Genomic DNA, 21,575 nt, shown 5'->3' on the forward strand with positions numbered 1-21,575 from the left:
GGTCAGGCGGCCCGGTGCACCGGCCGCGCCGCACCGGCCTCGGGGTTCTCCCACCAGCGGTCGTTCCCGGTCAGCTCCTTGCCGAGATCGCGCTCGGCGGACCAGGAGACGACGAGCATGGTGCGCACCGCCCCGTCCTCCGCCAGCGGCACCGTCCGGTGCATCGTGGTGTCGCTGCGCAGCAGGTAGAGGTCCCCCGAGGCGAGCCCGTAGGTGTCGATCTGCCGCTCGCACAGGGTCTCGTTGATCCGGGGGTCGTTCTTGTCCCAGTGCGTGTGCGGCACGGCCTGGACCATGCCGCCGCTCGCGATCGGGGGCATGCGCAGCGCCCAGTTGAACGCGAAGCTGTAGTCGTCCCAGTGCCAGCCGTGGGTGTCCGACGCGAACTCCTGGTGCGTGATCAGATAGCGCTCGTCATCGGACACTTCCGGAATGATCCGCTCGCGAGTGATGCCCGCCAGGAAGGTCAGCAGGACCTCCGAGCCGGTGACGGCGCGGATCAGGTCGCTCTGCTCGACGTCCTGGCTCTTGACCACGCTCAGATTGCGCGGTGTGCCGCCGGTGGTGCCGAGCACGAGGTCGCGGCGCTCCTTGTGCTCCCGGATGAGCCGGTCGGCCTCGGCGCGCACGGCGTTTATCAGCTCTTCGGGGACGATCCGCATGTGCGCGTCGAACTTCACGAAGCCGGTGCGCTGGAAGCGGTCCGCCAGCTGCTGCACCCGCTCCGGCGTGTAGTTCTCGGCCAGGAATTTCCCGAGCGTCTCGTCGATCTCGCCCACGTTGATCTCGCTTACGGTGATCTCGTCTGCGTTGATCTCGCCTGCGTTCATGGCGCGTTCTTCTCCTTTGCTGAGGGGTCGGGTTTCGTTTTCCAGCCGATCGCCGCGGCCAGGAGGGCCACGGCCGGTACCAGCAGGAGCGCCGTGCCGCCGCCCTGCGCGGCGGCGACGTGCGCACCCGCCGCCGCCCCCACCGCCCCGCCGGCCTGGTTGAGGCTGCTGAGCCAGGCCATGGTCTCGGTGACCCTCCCCTCGGGGGCGAGGTCCCCGGCGAGGGTGTACAGGGTGCCGAAGGCGGAGCCCACGACCGCTCCGGCCACCGGGCAGACCAGGAGGACCGTCAGCGGCGACAGGCGCGCGGCCAGGGCCAGCAGGCCGGCCCCCGCCGCGAACGCGCAGAGCAGTACGGAGATCCGCGGGCCGCGCGACAGCAGGGCGGGGGCGGCGCCCAGGGCGAGGCTGCCCAGGATGCTGCCGACGGACATGGCCCCCAGGTACAGGCCCGCGTACCCGGCCGCGCCGGAGGCCTGGGCGTGGAGGGGCAGTACGACGTCCACGACGGTGATCGCGACGACGAAGAGGCCGTGCGCGGCCATCAGGCGGCGCAGGGGTGCCGAGGCCAGGGGCCCGGCCGCCCGGTGACCGGGACGGGCCGGGCGCGGTGCGAGCGGGAAGCCGGTCAGCACGCCGACCGCACCGGCCATGAGGGCCGCGATGGCGGCGAACGGCGCGAATCCCGAGACCGACAGGCTGAGCCAGCCGGTCAGCACCGGGCCGGTGATCAGGGCGGCGTTCGTCAGGGTGGTGTCCAGGGCCATCGCGGTGGGCAGCGTCCGGGCACCGGCGCTTGCGAACCAGACCGAGCGCATCATGATGCCGACCGGGGGAACGGTGGCTCCCACGACCGCCGTGAGGCAGCAGATCGCGACGGCGGACACCCCGTGGGCCACGGCCAGGAGCAGCAGGGCGCCGGCCGTCAGGTATCCGGCGAGGCAGACGGGCAGCACCACGCGGGGCGAACGGCGGTCGGCGAGCCGGCCGCGCAGGGGGGCGGTCAGCCCCTCCCCCACCGCCAGGCTGCTCACGGCCAGGCCCGCGACGCCGTAGGAGTACTCCCGGCCGATGAGCAGCAGCAGGCTCAGGGGGACCATGCCGGCCGGGAGCTTCGACGCGAGGGCGGCCGCCGCGATCCGCCGGAAGCCGGGGGCTCCCAGCAGGTCGCGGTAGCCGGCGAGCAGCCGGCGCGGTGCGGGCTCGGTCGCCGCGGCGGGCTCGGCGGGCTCGGCGGACATCAGTGCGGATCCGGGGCGATCTCCAGCCTGACGGTCGCCCTGATCTCGGCGAGCACGCGCTCGACCGTCTGCTGATCGGGGCCCGACACCCAGGCGCCGACGGGAATGGTCTTGACCTCGTGGGTGACGGGGACGTGGTCACCCGGCTCGTAGGAGACCAGCACCTTGTCGACCAGCGGATGGCTGCGGACCTGCTCCAGCCCGTGCACGGCGACGAGCGTGCCGGGGGCGTCGTCGTTGCGGACGGCGATGGCCCCGAAGAGCGCGCGGCTGCCGATCGGCTTGTCCATGATCTCCGGGCGGCGCCCCAGGTAGCACTGGAGGGAGTCGTGGAAGGGCCGGATGTCGGTGTACTGCTCCCACTGGTCCGTGGCGGGGCCGCCGGGGAGCCTGGCCCCCAGCTCGATGAGATGGACCCCCCGGGCGTTGACCTTGACCTCGGTGTGGCTGGGTCCGCGGTGCACGCCGAAGGCGGTGAGCAGGTGCGTGACGTGTTCCGCGACCCGGTCCCAGTCGGGGTCCTCGGGGACGGCCTGGACGTTGTCCCAGAGCGGGAAGTCGTAGTCCCGGGAATCGGGCTGGCGGTACTCCCACATGTCCACGACGCGGTGGTCGCCGTCGCTGCTGAAGCAGTTGACCGCGAACTCCCGGCCCCTGACGTACTCCTCGACCAGCCACTCGTCCGGCCAGCTGAAGAGGCCGTTCTCGTCCTCGATCCTGAGGTTCTCGGCGGCCTGCGCGTCCCTGACCAGCGTGACGCCGTTCGCGCCGGCGTCCATGGTGGGCTTGACGATGACCGGGTAGCCGATCTCCGCGGCCGCCGCCGGGACCTCGGAGAGCTCCCGCACCCGGCGGAAGGCCGGGATGCGGACGCCCGCCCCGGCCGCGTGGGCGCGCATCGCGGCCTTGTTCCGCCGGGCCCACGCGAGGGAGACGTCGTTGCCCGGCAGCCCGAGGGCGTCCGCGACGACGTCGGCGAGGTGGACCGCGGACTCGAAGGCGGGGACGACGGCCCTGATCTCGTAGTCGAGGCTGCCGAGGGCTGCCAGCGCTTCGGAGGCGTCCGAGGCGTAGAGGGACAGGTCGTCGCCGTCGGTGTGGTCCGGCCAACGGGCGTTCAGTTCGCGGACCCCCAGGGTGTACAGGGCGACGACGGCCAGCCCCATGTCCGCGGCCGCCTTCTTGTAGCCCTCCCCGCTCTTGAGCGGGTCGACCAGGAGGACGGCGGGTTTGCACTCGTTCACGGTGTCCCTCTCACGGGAGTCGTCTCGGCAGGGCTCGCGGCGGGCACGGGCGCGTCATGCGGCCGGTGCCCGCATGCCGGGGTGGTGGGCCGCGACGACCTCGGGAAAGGCCCGCAGCATTCCCTTCATGACGTTTTCGCCGTAGCCGGCGAACAGCGGGTTGGCGGGGTCGTCCTCGACTCCGCCGGCCGCGCTGACGTAGGGGCTCGGCAGCGGCCGCATGGCGGCGTGCAGCTGCGGGTTGTAGAAGAACGGCGCGGAGTAGCGGTCGACGCCGGGGGCGGGCCGGCGCACGCGGTGGGTGGTGGCCCGCAGGTAGCCGCGGGTGGCGACCTCCAGGAGCTCGCCGAGGTTCACCACGAACGCTCCCGGGACGACGGGGACGTCCACGAACCGGCCGTCGCCGACGTCGACCTGCAGTCCGCCCTTGTCGTCCTGGAGCAGCAGGGTGAGCAGGCCGTAGTCCTTGTGGACGCCCACTCCCTGCTCCTCCTCGCCCGCCGCGGAGGCCGCCGGCCCCGGGTAGTGCAGGAGCTTGAAGTGCACGTGCGGGCTCGGGGCCACGACGTCGTCGAGGAAGTCCGCGGGCGTGTCCAGCGCCTCCAGGATGAGCCGGAGCAGCCGGTGCGAGACCCCGGTCAGCCGGTCCGTCCACTCCAGCACCGCGGGGCGCAGGCCCGGCAGCGCGGACGGCCACTGGTTGGGCCCGGCGAGCCACAGGTAGGAGGGGTCGCCCGGGCCGGGGCGCAGGGCCGGGCACTCCGGTCCCACGTCCAGCTGCCGGCGCTGGTCCGGCAGGCCCTGTGTCCGTTCGCGGCCGAGCTCCGAGTACCCGCGGAAGTAGGGCGACTTGAGGATGCTGAGCTCGTCCCGCTCGGATTCGGGCAGGGCGAAGAACTCGCGGGCGAGTCCGAGCAGGGCGTCGGCGCCCTCGACGCCGTGGCCCACGAGCTGGAAGAAGCCGATGTCGTGGACGGCCGCCCGCAGGGCGTCCAGGAATGCGGCGCGGGATTGCGCACTCCGTTCGGCGTCGCGCAGGTCGAGCACGGGGAAGATCTCTGGCAAGGCGTGTCCTTCGTCGGTGGGTGGGGCTGTCTGCGGGTGCTCCCGCCTTCCGGTGTCAGGCGGTGCCCTGGCTTCCGGTCAGGCGGAGCCCCGGACGAAGGTCAGCAGTTCGGAGCGTGCGGGGCTGTCCTCCGCGAAGGCTCCGTGGAAGGAGGTCGAGGTCATCCGGGCACTGGTCCTGATCCCGCGCATGGTCATGCACAGGTGCTCGCCCTGGCCGATGACGGCGACGTCCTGCGCTCCGGTGATGCGCATGATGTCGTGCGCGACGTCCGAGACGAGGCGCTCCTGGACCTGCAGCTTGTGGGCGTGCTGGTGGGCGATCCGGGCGAACTTCGACAGCCCGAGCAGTTGCTCGGCGGACCGGTAGGCGATGGTGAGGGAGCAGTTGAAGGGGAGCAGGTGGTGCTCGCACAGCGACCACACCTCGATCCCCGAGACCAGCACCATCTGCCCCGAGGAGGTCGTCTCGAAGAGGGTCTCGATGGTGCCCGGGTCGTAGTTGGTGAACTCCCGCCACCAGCGGGCGTAGCGCGCCGGGGTGTCCTTCAGGCCGTCCCGCGTCGGGTCCTCGCCGATCTCCAGGAGGAGCCGGCGCGCGAGGCGCTCCAGGGGATCCGCGTCGGTCTCGCCGACGATGCCCCGCAGCTCGGCGTCCATCTCTGTGTTGAGCATCGCTCAGACACCTCTCTTGTGTCCCCAGACCAGGGTGTGCAGCCTGGTCGTGATGTTCCAGCCGCGGTCGATGACCTCGGATACGAGTACGTCCATGTGCTTGCCGATCGCCTCGCTGCTCTGCCCCTCGGGCATGATCCAGACCGATCGGATGCCGTACTCCCCGACGAGGCCGGCGACCTCGTCGAGATCGCTCGTCCCCCGGCAGACGAACTTGAAGGTGCTGGAGGGAAGCCCCGCCAGCCTGTGCAGGGCGGCCGGCACGATGCGCCGCCCGACCGGGTCTCCCGCGTGCGAGAGCTTCGGCGAGACGTTGAAGCGCACGCCGGCCGCGATCAGGTCCTCGTCGGGCTCCCTGGTGCCGTTCGTCTCGATCTCGATCTCGACGCCACGGCCGGTCAGTTCGCCGACGAGCGGTACCAGCCGCTTCTGCTGGTTCAAGGGCTCGCCGCCCGAGATCACCACCATGCCGGTGCCGAAGGCGAGCAGCTTTTCCGCGACTTCGCCGACGGGCATGAGATGGAGCTCGGCCTTGGGATCGAACGCGGTCGCCGCGTCGCTCTCCCCCGCCCAGTCCCAGGTGTACGGGGTGTCGCACCAGTGGCACGAGAGGTTGCAGCCTCCCAGCCGCAGGAAGGCGCACCGGCGGCCGATGGACCGGCCTTCGCCCTGGAAGGCCGCTAGGTGGGGCCGAAGATCTCGTTGACGACGAGTTCCGGTTCCACAGGGCACCACCTCCTTTTCTTGTCGGGACTCTTCTGGTCAGGCCCTTCTGGTCGGGCCCTTCAGCGGTGAGCCGGGGTCAGGGCCGGTACTCGGCCCAGGTCTTCGGCGTCTCGGAGACGCGTACGGCCGTCAGCTCCGGGTAGACCGTGAACCACTGTTCGTAGATCCACACCGCGAGGTTCTCGGCCGAGGGGTTCTGCTCCTTGACCACGTCGTTCAGGTGCCGGTGGTCGAGCAGCTCGTCGATCCACTTCTTGAGCTCGGAGAGCTCCCCGTAGTCCCGGACGAAGCCGGGCGGGGTGAGCCGGTCGCGTCCGGCGCTCAGCTCGACCTCGACGACGTAGTTGTGGCCGTGAAGGCGGCCGCACTGGTGGCCTTCGGGCAGTCCGGCCAGCTGATGGCTCGCCGAGAAGGCGAACTGCTTGGTGATGCGCAGGGTCATGATCCACCGTCCTGATAAATCGTGGGGTCTTGTACTCCGGCGTCGCGGAAGGCTTCCTGCCGTTCCCAGCAGGGTGCGCAGCGGCCGCAGTGGGTCTCCTCGCCGCGGAAGCAGGTCCACGTCCGGGTCCACGGCACGCCGAGCCGCTCGCCCAGCAGGACGACGCCGCTCTTCTCCATCCCGGACAGGGGCGCCAGCAGGTCGAGGTCCGGGTGGGCGTATCCGCGGGTCGCGATCCTCTCCATGGCGATGAAGGATTCGAGGAACGCGGGGGTGCTGTCGGGAACCGAGGTGACGTCGCCCGCTATGACGCCGATGGCGACGGCCTCGGCCTTCTCCACGACGGCGATCGCGAAGGCGACGGCGAGGAGCAGGGCATTGCGGTTCGGAACGATGTTCGGGCTCTCCCCGTAACCGCTCCAGGTCTGCTCGGGCACGTCGACCGAGGGGTCGGTGAGGGAGGAGCCGCGGAACATGGCGCCGACGGCGCGCAGGTCGGCGACCTGGTGAACGGCGCCGAGCCGCTCGGCCGCGGCGGCCGCGAAGTCGTGCTCCTTGCGGTGCCGCTGGCCGTAGTCGACCGACAGCAGGTGTACGTCGTTGCCCTGCTCCTTGAGCTGGTGGGCCATGGTCACGGAGTCCATGCCCCCGGAGACGATGGCGATGATCTTCGACAATGGGTGTCCTTGCTGAGGGGTGGGTGCCGGCCGGTGCCGGCGGGTGGGCCCGGCGACGGCGTCGTCAGGCGAGCGGGGTGCCGTGGACGGTCACGGCCGCGGCCGCCTCGTCCAGCGCTGCCGCGCAGCTCTGCTCCGTCCCGGCCACCGCGATGACGAAGGCGTAGCGGGAGCGGACGGGGTCCTTGGGCGGCAGCCGGAGTTCCTTGCCCGGGCCCGCCAGGACCTGGACGTCGTGGGTAGCGTCCGGGAGCCGGTCGCGGTCGACCTCGACGGACGCGGTCGTCAGGTCCCGGTCGGGGTAGAGGAAGCGGATGGCGGCGACGGCCGACCGCGTGGGTTCGGTGTCCGGCACCGCGCCGACGGCCAGGTCGGCCGCGATCAGGCCGATGTCCACGCCGGTGGCGAGCCCGCCCAGGTAGGGGATGCGGTCTCCGCCGACCCGGGCGTTGATCTCCACGACGCGCGGTCCGTCGCCGGTCAGCCGCAGCTCCGTGTGGGTGACGGTATCGGTGAGCCCGAGCGCGGTGTGCGCGTCCTGGAGGACCTTCAGCAGGCGGGGGTCGTCCAGGAGCGGGTCCCCGGCCAGGACCAGGTGGCCGGTCTCCTCGAAGCCGGGGGCGTATCCGAGCGACTTGCGGGCCACGAACAGGGCGGTGACGCGGCCGTCGCGGCACACGGCCTCCACGCTGATCTCCGGGCCGTCGAGGAACTCCTCGATCAGGATCGGGCGCTCGTACGTGGCGACCTCGTCGAACCAGATCCGGCCGGCCTCCTCGAAGGCCTCCTCCAGCTGCTCCGGACCGGCCGCGAAGGTCACGCCGCAGCTGGCCGAGAGGGCGCGCGGTTTGACGACCACCGGATAGCCGATCCGGTCGGCGGCCTCCCGGGCCTCTTCGAGGCCGGCGACGGCGATCGACTCGGCCTGCGGGACCCCGGCGCGCCTCAGCGCCTCGCGCCCGGCGTACTTGTCGCGGCAGGCGCGGACCGCCTCGGGCGGGCTGGTGCGCAGGCCCAGCGCGGTGGCCAGCCCGGCGGCGGCCTCCACCCGCGTCTCCTCGTAGGTCAGCACCCCGGAGAACTCCTCCGAAGCGGAAGCGGAAGCCGAAGCCGAACCGGCCCGGGCGAGGGCCGTCATCGCTTCGACGTCCAGCGTGTCCACCACGCCGTGGCCCTCGATGTAGGGGAGCTCCCAGGTCGGAGGCTCCGGGCAGAACAGGTGCACCCGGTACCTGGTCGCCATCGACCGGAGCATGTACTCGCGCCAGACCTGCCCGCCGCTGCCGATCAGCAGCAACAGCGGCCTTTCGGCGGCGTCCACGGCGGGCGTGGTGTCCGCGGCGTCGGCGAGCTCCACGGCGAACTGCGCGACGGACTCCTTCGCCCGGGCCAGGGCGGTGTCCGCGTCGGCTCCGGTGGCGAAGGCGAAGCCCGCCCGGTCCTCCGAAGTCCGGACCGGAGGAATCACATCGCCCACCGCCGCCGTGAGGACGGCGTCCTCCACTCCCTCGCAGGCCAGAGCCTCCGCCACGCCGCCGACGGCCGTCACCCGGCCCTCCGGAGGCGTGCAGAACCAGATGGCCGCGGCGCCGGCGAACGGCTCCCGCACCATGTCCACCGGCTCCCCCGACAGCCACGAGAACGTGAGCTGGTGGATGTCGAAGCCCGTGGCGAGCCGGACGAGCTCGACGATCGCGTCGCCTCCCGGGCGGGTGTGCGTCTCGATGAGACGGGGCCCCCGTGCGGTGAGGATCATCTCGGTGTGTCCCGGGCCCTCCTGCACGCCGAGGGCGGTCAGCACCGCCTTCGTCTCGTCGGCGAGCGCGGCACGTTCCGCGGGCGTGATGCGCGCGGGCACCACATGGCCGATCTCGACGCGGTTGTCGTTCGTGAACTTCTCGGTGACGGCCAGGAGGTGGTGCTCGCCGGCGGTGCTGTGGGTCTCGACGCTGAATTCCCGGCCCACGAGGAACTCTTCGACCACCCACGAGGCCGCGCCCTCCCCGTCGCCAATGCCTTCCCTGTCGCCGGTGCCGCTGAAGTCCAGCTCCTCCGCCGCGCTTTCGAGCTCCGGCGGGTCGCCGATGACGTGGATGCCGCTGCTCCCGCTCCCCCGGGCCGGCTTGAGGATCACCGGGAATCCGTGGGCCGCGGCGAATTCCCGGAGGTCGTCCCGGTTCCGCACCGTCGCGGCGGCGACCTGCCGCACGACCGTGCCCCGCAGGACGTCGCGCATGAGCGCCTTGTCGTTGACGGCCGAGATCGTCCGCAGGGCGTTCGCGCCGAGCCCGAGTACGTGGTTGATCTGCGCGACAGCCTGGAGGTACGTGTCCCCCGCTGTCAGGGCCAGGTCGAACGGCGCCGCCTCATGCAGCGCGATCGCGGCACGGACGGCCTGCTCGGGCGTGAGCCCGGGCACCGCGGTCACGGCATCGGCCAGATCGTGGTGGCGCTGGGTCACCGAGGACTCCGGGCCCATGTAGGTGATGTGCAGGCCCGCGTTCCGGGCCGCCTCCAGCACCTCCGTGCGCATGCCCCCGATGATCAGGACGCTTTTGACGACAGAATTCCGTATCACTCCGCGATACCTGCGATCTCTTCGTACTTCGCCTGGAGGTGCTCCGGGCGGCCGGCCTGGACGGAGTGGAATCCACCGATCCCGAACAGCCCGCTGCGCTTGCGGGCGGCGAGCTTCTCCTCGAAGACGGCGCGAGGCATTCCTTCGGTGTAGTAGGACTTGCTGTGGATCGGCAGCTGGATCCTCACGTTGGCCTCGGGGTCGCGCACCGTTCCCGGCGGGTCCTCGCCCCTGGCGACCTGCTCCATCGCCTCGAAGTACCGGCGGCGCAGCATGGTGATGCCCGCGTCGCTGCGCCCCAGCTGCTCACGGGTCCGGTCCGTGACGGCTCCCTGGCCCGCCCAGGTCGCGAAGTCCTGGTTCAGGGTGTGCGACATGATGACGTCACCGGTCGCCGGGTCGGTGTAGGGGCCGTACCAGTACGGGACCGTGTCGGAGCCCTGCTCGCCGGTGGGCGCGTCGTCCGGGAGCACGGAGTACTGCCAGGTGATGTTGAGGGTGCGGCGCTCGTCCACCGGCACGCGGAACTCGATCGTGCTGCCGGAGACGAGGGTGTACGGCCACAGGCAGAGGATTCCTCCGTCGGCCACGTTGCTGGTGCGTGCGTACTCGCCCTTCGGGGCGTTGACCGTGTCGACCACCCGGCCGTTGACGAATCCGTACGCGAACTCCAGGAATTCGATGTCCAGATGGGTCGCGACGTAGTCACGGGCGTCGGGATTGCCGCGCACCACGTTGCCGTTCGAATGCAGCCATTCGAAGTGGACCGGGTCGACGCCGTTCTCGTGGCACTGGAACCAGTTGCACGGGAGTTCCGTCATGATGACCTCGACGAAGCCGTGGCTCCAGCTGAAGGGTTCGAAGTCCGGCAGCAGCGGCGCGGGGTCCGGGCCCAGATAGGCCCAGACGAGACCGCCGAGGGTCGCGGTGGGGTACGAGGCCGTGCGGACCTTGTCGCGAAACCCTCCGGACGGGCCCGCCTCCTCGAACGGCTGGCTGACGCAGCGGCCGCTCGCGTCGAACGCCCATCCGTGGTAGGCGCAGCGCAGGGCGTCGCCGTCGACCCAGCCGAGGGCGAGGTCGGCACGCCGGTGGGGACAGTGGCGGGAGATCAGGCCGTGGCCGCCGTCCTGCTTGCGGAACAACAGGAGGTCCTCGCCCAGCAGCTTGACCGGCTTGACCCGCCGTTCGCGCAGCTCCATGGCCGGGGCGACCGGGTGCCAATACCTGCGCAGCAGTTCACCCATGGGCGTGCCGGGGCCCACTTCCGTCAAGGTCCGGTTCTTCTCCGCTGACAGCACTGTGATCCTGTCTTTCGCGCCGTGAAAACGAATGGGGAAAGGAGCATGGAAAGGAGGGGAAAGGGGGAATCAGGGGGGGGTGGAAAGGGGGTTGGGAAGGGGATTGGGAAAGAGGTGGCCGGAAAGGACCGTGGAAGCGAATTCCGTTCTTTCCTGTGGACAGCCTGTGGCGCGACGCCACCGGTGTTCAAGGTGTTGCCTGTTGTCCGAGCGGTTGGGCAACGGCTGACAACGGCGGCACCGGAGCGGGTGCCCCGGGCCGGAACACGCCTCTCACCTGCACGGACACGGTCGGCTGAGCTGACGTAGGGTGAGAAACGGGGCGGCGCGCACGGCAGGGCGGCCGACAGGAGTGCCGGGGGGAAACGGGTGCTGATCGGGGAGCGGATCCGGGCCCTGCGCACGGAGCGCGGGTGGTCGCTGGCGCAGCTGTCGCAGCTCGTCAACTACAGCAAGAGCTATCTGAGCCGGGTCGAGAACGGCACCCGTGCGGTCTCCCCCGAGGTCGCCCGGCTGTGCGACCGCGTGATGGACACGGACGGCGAGCTGACGCGGCTGGTCACGGCGGCGGAAGCGTCCGCGCTGGGCTGCCGCGAGCCGGAGGCCCGGACGTCGGAGGCCCGGACGGCGGACGCTCGTACCGAGGAGGCCCGTACCGAGGAGGCGCGGGCGGCGGGGGGCCCCCGGCGTCCCGTCCCCGCGCAGCTGCCCGCCGCCGGGGAGATGTGGGGCCGGGACGGCGAACTGGCCCGTGCGGAGGCGCTCCTCGCGCGGCACTCCGGGCCGACGGTGCTCGTGGTGGACGGGATGGGCGGCGCGGGCAAGACCACGTTCGCCGTCTCGCTGGCCCGGCGCCTGGGCCCGTCGTACCCCGACGGGGCGCTCTTCACCGACCTGCAGGCGCACGGCCCGGACGGCAGCCCGGCGGTGCCGGGCGACGTGGCCGCGGGGCTGCTGCGTGCTCTCGGGGCGGCGCCGGAGGACGTCGTCGTCGATCCGGCCGAGCGCGCGGCGCTGCTGCGGAGCGTCCTGGCGGAGCGCCGCGTGGTCATGGTTCTCGACGACGCGGACTCGGCCTTGCAGGTCGCGCCGCTGCTGCCCGGCACGGGCCACAGCCTCGTCCTGGTCACCAGCAGACGGCGGCTGACGGGCCTGAGCGTCCGGCACGACGCGATGCGCCTGAGCCTGGAGCCGCTGTCCGCCGACGAGGCCGTGCTGCTGCTGCGTCGGGCGCTCGACCGGCGCGCGGTGTCCCCGGCAGCGGTGCTTCCGGCTCCGCTGTCTCATGAGGCCGTGCCGGCCGGCTCCCCCGGCGGCGATGTCGTGCTGGCCGCCATCGCGCACCGCTGCGCGTACCTTCCGCTGGCGCTGCGCATAGCCGCCGAGCGGGTGGCCGACCGGGGGGAGGTCTTCGCCGCCGCGCTGGCCGAGGAGCTGGGCCGGGCGAGTTCGCGGCTGGACGCCCTGGCGGTGCCGGGAGAGGCCGAGACGGCGGTGCGCCCGGTGTTCGCCTGCTCGTACCGGACGCTGCCGGAGGAGCAGGCGCGGGCGTTCCGGCTGCTGGCACGTCACCCGGGCGTCGTGGCGGGAGTGGACGCCGTGGCGGCCCTGCTGGGCGAGCCGTCCGCCGTCGCGTCACGCCTGCTCGGCGAATTGCACGCCGCCCATCTGGTGGCGGAGGTCGCGCCCGGCCGGTACCGGATGCACGACCTGCTGCGGGAGTACGCGGGGGAACGCGCCGAGGCCGAGGAGTCCCCGGAGATCCTGGCGGCCTGCACCGGGCGGGTGCTCGGCTGGTACCTGCACACCGCCGAGGCCGCTGCCGACCAGTTGCTCGGGCTCGGACGCCACCGCGTGCCGCTCGATCCGCTTTCCGAAGGGTGCCGCCCGCTGCGCTTCGCGTCCGTCACCGCGGCACTGGAGTGGTACGAGGAGGAGCGCGTGAACCTGCTGGCCTGTGCGCGGGCCGCCCGCGCGGCGGGCAGCGCGGTGGCCTGGCAACTGCCCCACGCGCTCTGGAGCTTCTCGTTCCTGCGCCACCACCATCACGATCAGCTGCAGGCCGGGCGCATCGCCCGCAGCGCCGTCGGCGCAGGCGCGGGGGCGCCGCTGGCCGAGGCGTGCGCGGAGCTGGTCCTGGCCAGCGCTCACGCGGGTCTTCGGCAGCATGCGACGGCGGACGGGCACTACCGCCGGTCGATCGAGCGGTTCGCCGCGGCGGGGGACCACACCGGCGAAGGGGGCGTGCTCCTGGGCTACGCCTTGTCCTGCATGCGGCAGGGCCGCGTCGCCGAGGCGAACGGGCACGTCGAGCGCGCCCTGGAGCTGTTCACGGCGGCCGGCAGCGGCTGGGGCACGGCGATGGCGCTCATCGGAGTGGGCGAGGCGCTCCTGGCGCAGGGCCGGCCGCGGGCGGCGCTCGCACCGCTGTCCCGGGCGCGCGAGCTGCACCGCACGCACGGCTCGCTGTGGCTGCAGGCGTCGTCCTGGACGCTCACCGGGACCGCCTACCGGGAGCTGGGCGAGCACACGAGCGCGGAGGACTGCTACCGCGCTGCGCTGGAGCTCCACGGCCGCACCGGGATGCTCGCCGGCACCGCGCAGGCCCTGCACCAGCTCGGCATCTGCCTGAGCCTGCAGGGCCGCGCGCAGCAGGCGCGGCGGGCCTGGCTGCGGGCATGGGCGATCTACGAAGCGCTGACGGATCCGCGCGAACAGGACGTCCGGCGCTCCCTCGCCGGGCTGGCGCCCTGCCGCGCGGCGGCGGGCGGCGACGGTCCGGGACAGCCTGCCCGCTCACGAGCCGGGCGCCCGGCACTTCCCGCCCCCTGAGACGCCGGCCTCGCGCGGCTGGGCCCCGCGATCCGCGAGCGGCACACCAGCCCCGGGATTGGCTGACCGACACCAGCCGCCCGAAGGGCACTGCGGCTCCTGCTGTGACAGAGCGGGCACCATGCAGGCAGGTGGGACGGCAACCGCCCAGCTCACCTGCATGTTCACGCCATGTACGCTCCCAGCCATGCGATTTACGGCGAGTGCCCTTCTCTTCGACAGTGACGAAACGCTGGTCTCCTCCCTGCAGTCGGTCCAGCACGTCTGGAGCCGGTGGGTCGAGTCGTACGGCATGACGCTTGAAGAGGCCATGGCCCGCGTCGAGGTGCACGGCCGGCCGGCTGCCGAGATCGTCGCCGCTCTCCTGCCCGCCGAGAAGGTCGCCGAAGGGCTCCGGCGTCTGGTCGATGCCGAGGTGGCCGACGCGCTGGCCGGTGGCGTGACGCCCGTTCCCGGGGCGGCCGCATTGCTGGCGTCGCTGCCGGAGGACCGCTGGGCCGTGGTGACGTCCAGCAGCCGGCGTGTGGCCGAGACCCGCCTGGCCCAGGCGGGCATTCACCCCAAGTTCCTCATCACGTCGGACGACGACATCACCCACTACAAGCCCCACCCCGAGCCGTTCCTGCTGGCGGCCGAGCGGCTCGGGGTCGACCCGTCCCGCTGCGTCGTCGTCGAGGACGCGCCTGCGGGTCTTGCGGCCGGACGGGCGGCCGGCATGGCGACCGTCGCCTTGACGACGACGCACCGCCCGGACCAGCTCCGGGCGGACGCCACGGTCGCCGACCTCACCGCCGTGTCCGCGCGGGTCGACGAGGCCGGAGACCTGGAGATCACCGTCGGCTGAGCGGGCCGCTCGCCCCGGCCTTCCCCGGCCCGCCCGCCCAGCCGACTGCCGACTGCCGACCGCCTTATGAGACCGTCAGCTCGGCAATGCCCGTACGGGACTTGGCGGCGGCATCGCCGCGCACGACCACGCGTACGTACCGCGCAGACTCCTGCTTGCCCGTGTGCGCGTCGGCGGCGGCGTCGCGCCAGTGCCGGCCGTCGGGAGAGATCCGGACATCGTACGAGGCCGGCGCCGGGCCGTTCCAGGTCGGGGTGACCTTGGTGACGGGTACGGGCTTGCCCAGGTCGGTCGTGAGGGTGCCGGTCGGCCCGTCCGGGACCCAGGCCGTGGACGTGTTGCCGTCGACGGCGGCGGCCGCGTACATACCGGGTTCCTCGGAGGAGGCGGTGACGGGGGTGCACCGGGCCAGGTTGCCGGTGGGCGCGAGGTCGGGGCGGCGGGTCTTGAGAACGGCCGGGGCGCCCTTGGTGAGGATCTGTTCGCCCTGCGGGGTGTCGAGGGTCATGGGCGCGCCGTCGGTGAGCCGCACGGTGGTCTCGTGGGCGCCGAGCTCGATGTCGTACGTGCGGCCCTGCCAGCGCAGGCCGCGCAGGGTGACGCCGCGGCCGAGCTGCGGGGGCAGCATCGGGTCGAGGCGGAGCCGGTCCTCGCGCATCCGCATGCCGGTCAGGCCGTTGGTGAAGGTCTGCAGGAAACCGCCCTTGCCGGTGAGGAAGTCGTGCGCGGGCGAGCCGGCCAGCGGGTCCTCGGCGCCCGCCTTGGCGCCGCGGGCCTCCGAGAACTGCGCGAAGGGGCCGCGGACGAACGGCCTGATGGAGCGCTGCAGGTAGGTGTACGTCGAGCAGCCGGGCTCGCCCGTGCCCGCCGCGGCGATGGCGTGGACCGAGTCCGTCATGGCGGGGCCGTCGGGGTCGGTCCGCTGGGCGTAGTAGTCGAGGGTGCTCGCCGCGGCGCCCTCGGGCATCGGCCACTCCAGGGGGTACATCAGCAGCACCGTGTCGGCCTGCTTGATCTTGCTGCCGCTGTAGCCGTCGTACTGCAGGAAGACCTTGCGCTGCGCGTCGTAAGGGATCCGGATCCGGTCGGCGATCGCCGTCCACTCCTCCGGGGCGCGCTCGCCGAGCAGTTGCGCGACGCGGGTGGCGTGGCGCAGCGCGGTGACGGCTCCGGCGTTGGTGAACACCGCATCGTCGACGCCGTTGCTGTACTCGTCGGGGCCGGCGGTGTCCTTGATGGAGTAGCTGCCGTCGGTGTTGCGGGTGACGCGCCCGGCCCAGAACTCGGCGATGCCCTTCATGACCGGCCAGCCGCGCTCGCGCAGCCAGCCGGTGTCACCGGTGGCGAGGTAGTACTGCCAGGTGGCGAGGGAGATGTCCGACTGGAGGTGGATCTGGGTGCGGCAGTGGGGCGGGTCCACACTGTGGCACTCCTGGGCGAGGTCGCCCTTGCTGCCGCTGTTCCAGGGGTAGAAGAGCCCCTGGTAGCCGAGCTTGCGGGCGTTCTCGCGGGCTCCCGGGATGGTCCGGTAGCGGTAGTCGACGACGGTCTTGGCGAGTTCGGGCGAGGCGGCCAGCAGGGCCGGGTACATCCAGGTCTCGGCGTCCCAGAACACCAGGCCCGCGTAGTTGTCGCTGGTCAGCCCGGCCGGGGCGATGCTGTTGGCGGCGCCCTCCCGTGTGCTGGACAGCAGCCCGTACCGTGCGGAGCGCACCCATGCCTGCAGGTCGCGCTGCCCCGGCACCTCGATGTCGGCGCGCCACAGCCGGGCCCATGCGGCGGAGTGGGCGCTCAGCAGGCCGTCCCATCCGCGCCGGGCGGCGCGCAGCGAAGCGGCCGTGGCGTCCTGGCGGGGCGAGCGCGAGGTCAGGGCGGTGTCGACGCCCACGTACTTGGTGAGCTCGTACGCGTGGCCCTCGCGGACGGGGAAGGTGAGCGACTGCTGTGCGCTCAGGTCCTTGGCCGCATCCGCCGGGCGGGCCTTGGCCGTGCGCACGCCCTGTCCGGCGCGCAGGGTGGAGGCGACGGCGCCGTCGGTGTCCGTGCCGTCGGTACGGAAGGCCACGTCCATGGTCCGGCCGTCGCGGCCTGCGGCTGTGGCTGTGGTGCGGTCGCCGCCGCCGGTCTGCCGGATGCGCCGGGCGCCGCGCCCGTCGAGCAGGTCGGTGACGGTGGCCTCGCCGCTCCAGCGCGGCGTCATGCTCAGCCGGACGGCGCCCGCGTGCGGGTCGTTGCGGTCGGCCAGTACGTCGTAGACCAGGTCGGTCTTCCGCCCGTCGGCGGCGGTCCAGGTCAGGGAGGTCCGGACGATGCCGCAGTGCAGGAAGAGGGTCTGACGGTAGCCGGAGATACGACCCGGCTTCGTCGAAGAGTTGAAGGTATCGGCGTGTTGGCCGCCGGTGCCGACGGTGAGCCCGGTCCAGGTGGGCAGGGCCGCGACGGCCTGCCGGTCCCCGGCGGTCTGCGGGTTGTGCGCGTAGAGCCCGGAGACGAACGAGCCGTCGTAACTCGGGGTGAAGAGCGGCCAGCCGGTCTTGGCGCTGCTGTCGGTGTAGCCGGTGCCGTTGGGCGCCACGCGCTGCCCCAAGTAGCCGTTGCCCACGTAGGCGTGGTGGGTGTCGTCGGGGTCGATGCGGCTGGTCCCGAGAGTCCAGCCGTCATCCGTCCGGCAACTGCCGGACGGCGGGGCGACGGAGGCGGGGGGACGGTCGGCGGTGGGGGGTGGTGGTGCTGGCGCGGCGGCCGCGGGCGGCACCGAGGCAACGAGCACGCCTGCGAGCAGCCATGCGGACAGGCGGACGGGGCGCGGCCGCGCGTCGGGAGAGTACGTCATTGGTCTCCGTCGTCTTGTTCTCCGGCGAGAGTCCCGAGACCATAATTTTCATGAACGATAAACGTCAATACCCTCGGTAACTCATAAGGTTCTTGAAGGCGAGGCGATGCCCGACCCTACCAACAGCTCGATCCTGGCCCGGGCGACGGCGGCCCGCTCGGTGAGCTGCGCCATCAGGGTCCCGGTGTCGACGTGGTCGAGGGCCTGTTCACCGAGGACGCCCGCCGTGCTCCACGGGCAGGCGGTACTCCGCGCCGGCCTCCGGGATGCGGGCGCCCGTGGCCCGCAAGTGGCCGACCCGCGTCTGGTGGGCGGCTCCGCGCATCAGATGCTCCGCGACCACCGCGGCCTCGCGGCGGGCAGGCTCCGCCAGGGCCGTGCCGGCGGTCCAGACGTTGAACGCCCCCATCGCCGGGCCGCACCAGATCTGCCGGTCCCCCGCGCGCTCCGGTGCTCCGGTGACGGCCCACCGGGAGGTCATACCGAGGTACCAGCGGAACACCATGGCCATGCGGTACTTCGGATCGCGCTCGGCCCGGGCCAGCCAGTCCGGATGGTGTTCCTTCAGGTACGCGGCCGTGTCCGCCCACGTCCGGTCCAGCGACCGGTGCAGCACGCGCTCCTCCAGACGCCTGCGCTCGGTGTCCGGCAGCTCGTCGAGGCCGCCGTGCTCGTGGTAGAGGCGGTACAGCAGCCCGGCCCGGGCGGGAAACATCGTGCCGCGCCCGAGCACCTGCACCTGGATGCCCTGCTCGAACATGTCGGCGGCCGGTGCCATCACGCAGTCGGCGATCCCGGCCTCCGCCAGCAGCCCCTTGACCGCCGCCGACGTGTCCGCCTCCACTGCGGCCTGGTTCACCGAGCCGGTGACCACGTAGTCGGCGCCCAGCGCGAAGGCCGCCGCCACCGCGTGCGGCGAGCCGATGCCGCCCGCCGCCCCCAGATGCACCGGCGGCAGCGCGTCGCCGTACTCTCGCGCGACCCGCGCCCGCACCCGTGCCAGCGCGGGCAGCAGCACCGTCAGCGGCCTGCGGTCGGTGTGACCTCCCGAGTCGGACTCGGCCGTGACGGCGTCGGCCACCGGCACCGAACGGGCCAGCTCCGCCTGCTCGGTGGTCACCCGGCCCTGGTCCCGCAGCGCGCGCACCAGCGCCTCCGGCGCCGGCCGCAGGAACATCTCCGCCGTCTCCTCCCGGGAGACCTTGCCGATGACGCGGTGCTCCGCGCACACCCCGCCCGTCCGGTCGCGCCGCAGCCCGGTGAGGCGGTATCGCACCAGCTCCGGCGTGAGCCGGACGAACGCCGACGCCTCCACGCACCGCACCCGGTGCCGCAGGCACAGGTCCACCACGATCCGTTCCAGGTGCGGCGCCGCCGGGCTGTGGATGAGGTTGCACGCGTACGGGCCGTCGCCCGGCTCCCGGGCCAGCTCGCCCAGCGCCGCGTCGATCCGCCCCTCCGGCAGCCCCGCCGAGCCGAACGCCGCGAGGGCGCCGGCCCGGGACAGGGCGGCCACCAGGCGCGTACCGGCGATGCCGCCGGCCATGGCCCCCGCCATGTAGGGCAGGCGCAGGCCGTGCCGGTGCAGGAAGCCGGGCGAACCGAGCCGCTCGGGCGGCATCGCCCCCGCGGTGGCCAGCACCTCCGCTCCCCGCGGCGGCACCTGGCACATGCCCACCCGGCCGCCGCTGCGCACCAGGTGGCAGGGGACCTCCAGCGACGACAGCACCCGGTACACGCCCTCGGGATCGCTGTACACACCTTCGGGGGCGCCGGGCACGCTCCCGGGGGCGCCGGGCACGGCAGTCGTGCGGTCCATCAGGCGCTGCCCTTCCGGCCCGTCGGCTGCGCCGGCCGGTTGCCGAGGACGATGTTCCGTACGTGGTAGATCCGCAGGTCGTCGCGCCACACGCTGCCGTCCGCCCGGATCAGCAGCCGGTCCCGCTTCCGGGTCACCTTGCGGATGTGCACCTCGCCGCGGACCTGCCGGTGCTCGCGCAGGATCTGCGCACCGTAGGTCCAGGCGAGCTCCTCGCCGGTGACCAGGCCGAGCTCCGGGCCGGGCAGGCCGTCGGTGAGCCCGGTGTGGAGGGCGAACGCCTGCACCAGCTGGAACAGCATCTGCACGCCGGCCGAGCCGGGCATCACCGGGTCGCGGAAGAAGTGGTGGTCGAAGTACCAGTCGTCGGCGCGCACCGGCTTGGTGCACAGCACGTACCCCGCTCCGTGTTCGCCGCCGTCCGGGACGAGCACCAGGTCCTCCAGCAGTGCCAGCCGTCCGGTGCCCAGCCGCGCGTCGCCCCGCGCGTCCAGCCTGCGCAGCCCGTCCGGCGGCGCGCCCTGCCGGTCCAGCCACGGGGGGACGCAGCGGCCGTTGTCCATGCCCTGCTGGAGGTCCAGCACTGCCTGGGTGAGGTAGCCGTGCAGAGCTTCGCCCTTGTAGAACGGCTCGCCGACCGTGCTCAGTTCGAAGCGGTAGCGGTGCAGCGTCGCGCCCGGCAGGTCGGTGACCGACAGCACGGTGATGCGCTGGGTGACGGTCGTGCCGCGGGGGTCGGCGTCGCGCAGCAGCGTGCCCTTCCCGTTGAGGTTGCGGCACACGTAGGGCTCGTCGGGGTGCTGGAGGGCCACGTCCAGGGCCAGGGCGCTCAGCAGGCCCGCCGGCTGCAGCGAGATCTCCATCAGGGCCAGGGCCGGCACCGATCGCGCGCCGTTCTCCCGGCAGTACCAGGGGTCGGGCGGCATGTCGTACTCGGTGACGCCGCACGCGCCCGTCCTGTCCGCCGCCGTTCCCTTCTTGACGTCCACCCCGCGGTCGATCATCAGGAAGTCGCCCCGGGGCAGGCGAGGGCGTACCGGGCACAGCGAGGCGTCGTACTTCCCGCTCGTGGCGGCCAGCTGCGCCACGTCCCCCTCGGACGCGTGTGCCATGTGCAGTTCGGTGGAGTACGCCGGGCTGCCGCCGGAGGTCAGCCGGATGCCCGCATCGCCGACGTGGAGCCAGGGGTCGAGCTCGGGCCTGCCGTACAGCGCCACGCCCACGTCCCGCAGCCGGGCCACCACCTCTCCGTCCGCGGCCGTGACCTCCGCGTCGGCGGTGACGAAGGGGCGCGGGATCCAGCCCGTTCCGCTGACCTCCACGCGCAGCGTCAACGGGCCGGCGGCCGGGCCGATCAGCTCCACGTGGGCCGTGGCGTCCGGCAGGGGTACCGCGTGCGCTCCCGGCAGGCACAGGTGGACGCCTCGGTGGAAGAGGAACACCCGCAGGGTTTCGGTGACGGCACCCAGCAGGAAGGGCCAGGAGTCCCCGTCGGCAGCCGGGCGGGTGGTGGCGGTCAGCGATCCCTGCTTCCAGTGCCCGCCGCGCGGCGCGATCCCGCTGACCTCCTCCAGCAGCCGCTCGGGCCACTGTTCGGGCCGGAGTTCCGGCGCCACGTGCTGCTGGCCGAAGGCGCTGCCGAGGACCGCCGCCCCCTCACCGCGCGCCAGTGCGTCGAGGTCGCCGGCCGACAGCCGGTCGACGGACGTACGGGCCGGGGGCTTGAACTCCCGCGGGTAGCGGGCGGTGCAGGGCCGGTCCGACGGGCTGCCGCTCGCCGGGCCGGCGGACACGGTCAGGAGCCTGCGGTCCTCCTCGTCGTGCACGTCGCAGTGCGCCGGGCCGCCGGTCCCGCCGGTCCCGCCGGGGTGGTACGACGTGCGCAGGGGCACCGGCACCGGCCCGGAGGGCGGCAGCCTGTGCCATGTGACCTCCACGTGCCCGGACGTCGAGGGCCCGGTCCCGCGCAGCCGCGCGGCCGCCGCGTGCACGACGGCAGCCGGGCCGCCGAGGCGGGACCAGTCAGAGGGGGACGGGGTGAGGGCGGCTCCGCGAGACGGAGGCGCGGGCTCCGAATCCCGTGCCCTGCCCTTCGCGTTGGCCGACCAGTCCGCCTTCAGGTTGCTCAGGGCGCGGCCGAAGTCCAGGCCGCCGGGGACTTGTGACGGCGGCGGCGCAGGGCGATCCGGTACCTGCCGGGGCGCCGCAGGCGGAGAGGCCGGAGAGGTCACGCGCCGCATCTGCCAGGCGCTGATCGCCCGGTGGGCTTCCACGACGGCCGCGTGCGCCCGCTGCACCTGCTGCGCCATGCCGACGGCGAGGGCGTCCGGGTCCGCGAAGCCGCCGCGGACCCGCCCGTCCGGTTCGGGTGCCTCCGTACCCGGGGACGGAGGCGCGGCAGGGGCGACGGTGGCGACGGGCTCGGGCACGCGGCCCACCGGCGTGCCCTCGAAGCCGAGTTCGTCCAT

The 21,575-nt window shown here is 72.8% G+C and carries 15 protein-coding genes; 2 read left to right on the plus strand and 13 right to left on the minus strand.

Going from position 1 to position 21,575, the window contains the following annotated elements; genetic code table 11:
- Positions 1–2: 2 nt before the first annotated feature.
- The 10 genes from IE241_RS18215 to IE241_RS18260 form a co-directional block, all read right to left on the minus strand.
- Positions 3–830 (minus strand): HalD/BesD family halogenase, encoded by an 828-nt coding sequence (locus tag IE241_RS18215; protein ID WP_229899449.1) that lies wholly within the window; start codon positions 828–830, stop codon positions 3–5.
- Positions 827–2,071, minus strand: coding sequence for an MFS transporter (locus IE241_RS18220; protein ID WP_229899451.1), 1,245 nt, complete (start codon positions 2,069–2,071; stop codon positions 827–829). Before IE241_RS18220 ends, IE241_RS18215 begins: the two co-directional genes overlap by 4 nt.
- Positions 2,071–3,315 carry an ATP-grasp domain-containing protein gene (locus tag IE241_RS18225; protein WP_229899453.1) on the minus strand — a complete coding sequence of 415 codons (1,245 nt, stop codon included), beginning with the start codon at positions 3,313–3,315 and terminating at the stop codon, positions 2,071–2,073. The genes IE241_RS18220 and IE241_RS18225 overlap by 1 nt, the downstream gene beginning before the upstream one ends.
- Before the next feature lie 54 nt (positions 3,316–3,369).
- A complete protein-coding gene (locus IE241_RS18230) occupies positions 3,370–4,380 on the minus strand; it encodes an isopenicillin N synthase family dioxygenase (protein ID WP_190022817.1) in 1,011 nt (336 codons plus the stop codon).
- A gap of 78 nt (positions 4,381–4,458) precedes the next feature.
- The gene (gene folE, locus IE241_RS18235; protein WP_229899455.1) at positions 4,459–5,055 is read right to left on the minus strand and encodes a GTP cyclohydrolase I; all 597 of its coding nucleotides are present in this window, start codon (positions 5,053–5,055) and stop codon (positions 4,459–4,461) included.
- Positions 5,056–5,058: 3 nt separating this feature from the next.
- On the minus strand, positions 5,059–5,787 hold the full coding sequence (locus IE241_RS18240; protein ID WP_308433714.1) for a 7-carboxy-7-deazaguanine synthase QueE: 729 nt from the start codon (positions 5,785–5,787) through the stop codon (positions 5,059–5,061).
- 70 nt (positions 5,788–5,857) lie between these two features.
- On the minus strand, positions 5,858–6,223 hold the full coding sequence (locus IE241_RS18245; RefSeq protein ID WP_190022818.1) for a 6-pyruvoyl trahydropterin synthase family protein: 366 nt from the start codon (positions 6,221–6,223) through the stop codon (positions 5,858–5,860).
- Complete coding sequence (locus IE241_RS18250; protein ID WP_190022819.1) at positions 6,220–6,900, minus strand: 7-cyano-7-deazaguanine synthase; 681 nt, start codon at positions 6,898–6,900, stop codon at positions 6,220–6,222. The genes IE241_RS18245 and IE241_RS18250 overlap by 4 nt, the downstream gene beginning before the upstream one ends.
- A 64-nt stretch (positions 6,901–6,964) precedes the next feature.
- On the minus strand, positions 6,965–9,433 hold the full coding sequence (locus IE241_RS18255) for an ATP-grasp domain-containing protein (protein ID WP_190022820.1): 2,469 nt from the start codon (positions 9,431–9,433) through the stop codon (positions 6,965–6,967).
- A gap of 41 nt (positions 9,434–9,474) precedes the next feature.
- Complete coding sequence (locus tag IE241_RS18260) at positions 9,475–10,743, minus strand: Rieske 2Fe-2S domain-containing protein (protein WP_229899482.1); 1,269 nt, start codon at positions 10,741–10,743, stop codon at positions 9,475–9,477.
- Between the two features lie 405 nt (positions 10,744–11,148).
- On the opposite strand from IE241_RS18260, the gene IE241_RS18265 reads away from it, so the two are divergent.
- The gene (locus IE241_RS18265) at positions 11,149–13,611 is read left to right on the plus strand and encodes a tetratricopeptide repeat protein (protein WP_190022822.1); all 2,463 of its coding nucleotides are present in this window, start codon (positions 11,149–11,151) and stop codon (positions 13,609–13,611) included.
- Between the two features lie 187 nt (positions 13,612–13,798).
- Positions 13,799–14,455: an HAD-IA family hydrolase gene (locus tag IE241_RS18270; protein WP_190022823.1), complete on the plus strand. Its 657-nt coding sequence runs from the start codon at positions 13,799–13,801 to the stop codon at positions 14,453–14,455.
- A gap of 64 nt (positions 14,456–14,519) precedes the next feature.
- On the opposite strand, the gene IE241_RS18275 is transcribed toward IE241_RS18270, so the two are convergent.
- From IE241_RS18275 to IE241_RS18285, 3 genes are all read right to left on the minus strand, one after another.
- Positions 14,520–17,288, minus strand: coding sequence for a discoidin domain-containing protein (locus IE241_RS18275; protein ID WP_190022824.1), 2,769 nt, complete (start codon positions 17,286–17,288; stop codon positions 14,520–14,522).
- 208 nt (positions 17,289–17,496) lie between these two features.
- A complete protein-coding gene (locus IE241_RS18280; RefSeq protein WP_190022825.1) occupies positions 17,497–19,107 on the minus strand; it encodes a PfaD family polyunsaturated fatty acid/polyketide biosynthesis protein in 1,611 nt (536 codons plus the stop codon).
- Positions 19,107–21,575, minus strand: a complete 2,469-nt coding sequence (locus tag IE241_RS18285) for a 3-hydroxyacyl-ACP dehydratase (protein ID WP_190022826.1) — start codon at positions 21,573–21,575, stop codon at positions 19,107–19,109. The genes IE241_RS18280 and IE241_RS18285 overlap by 1 nt, the downstream gene beginning before the upstream one ends.

It is taken from the genome of Streptomyces hiroshimensis (assembly GCF_014650335.1).
Classification (GTDB): domain Bacteria; phylum Actinomycetota; class Actinomycetes; order Streptomycetales; family Streptomycetaceae; genus Streptomyces; species Streptomyces hiroshimensis.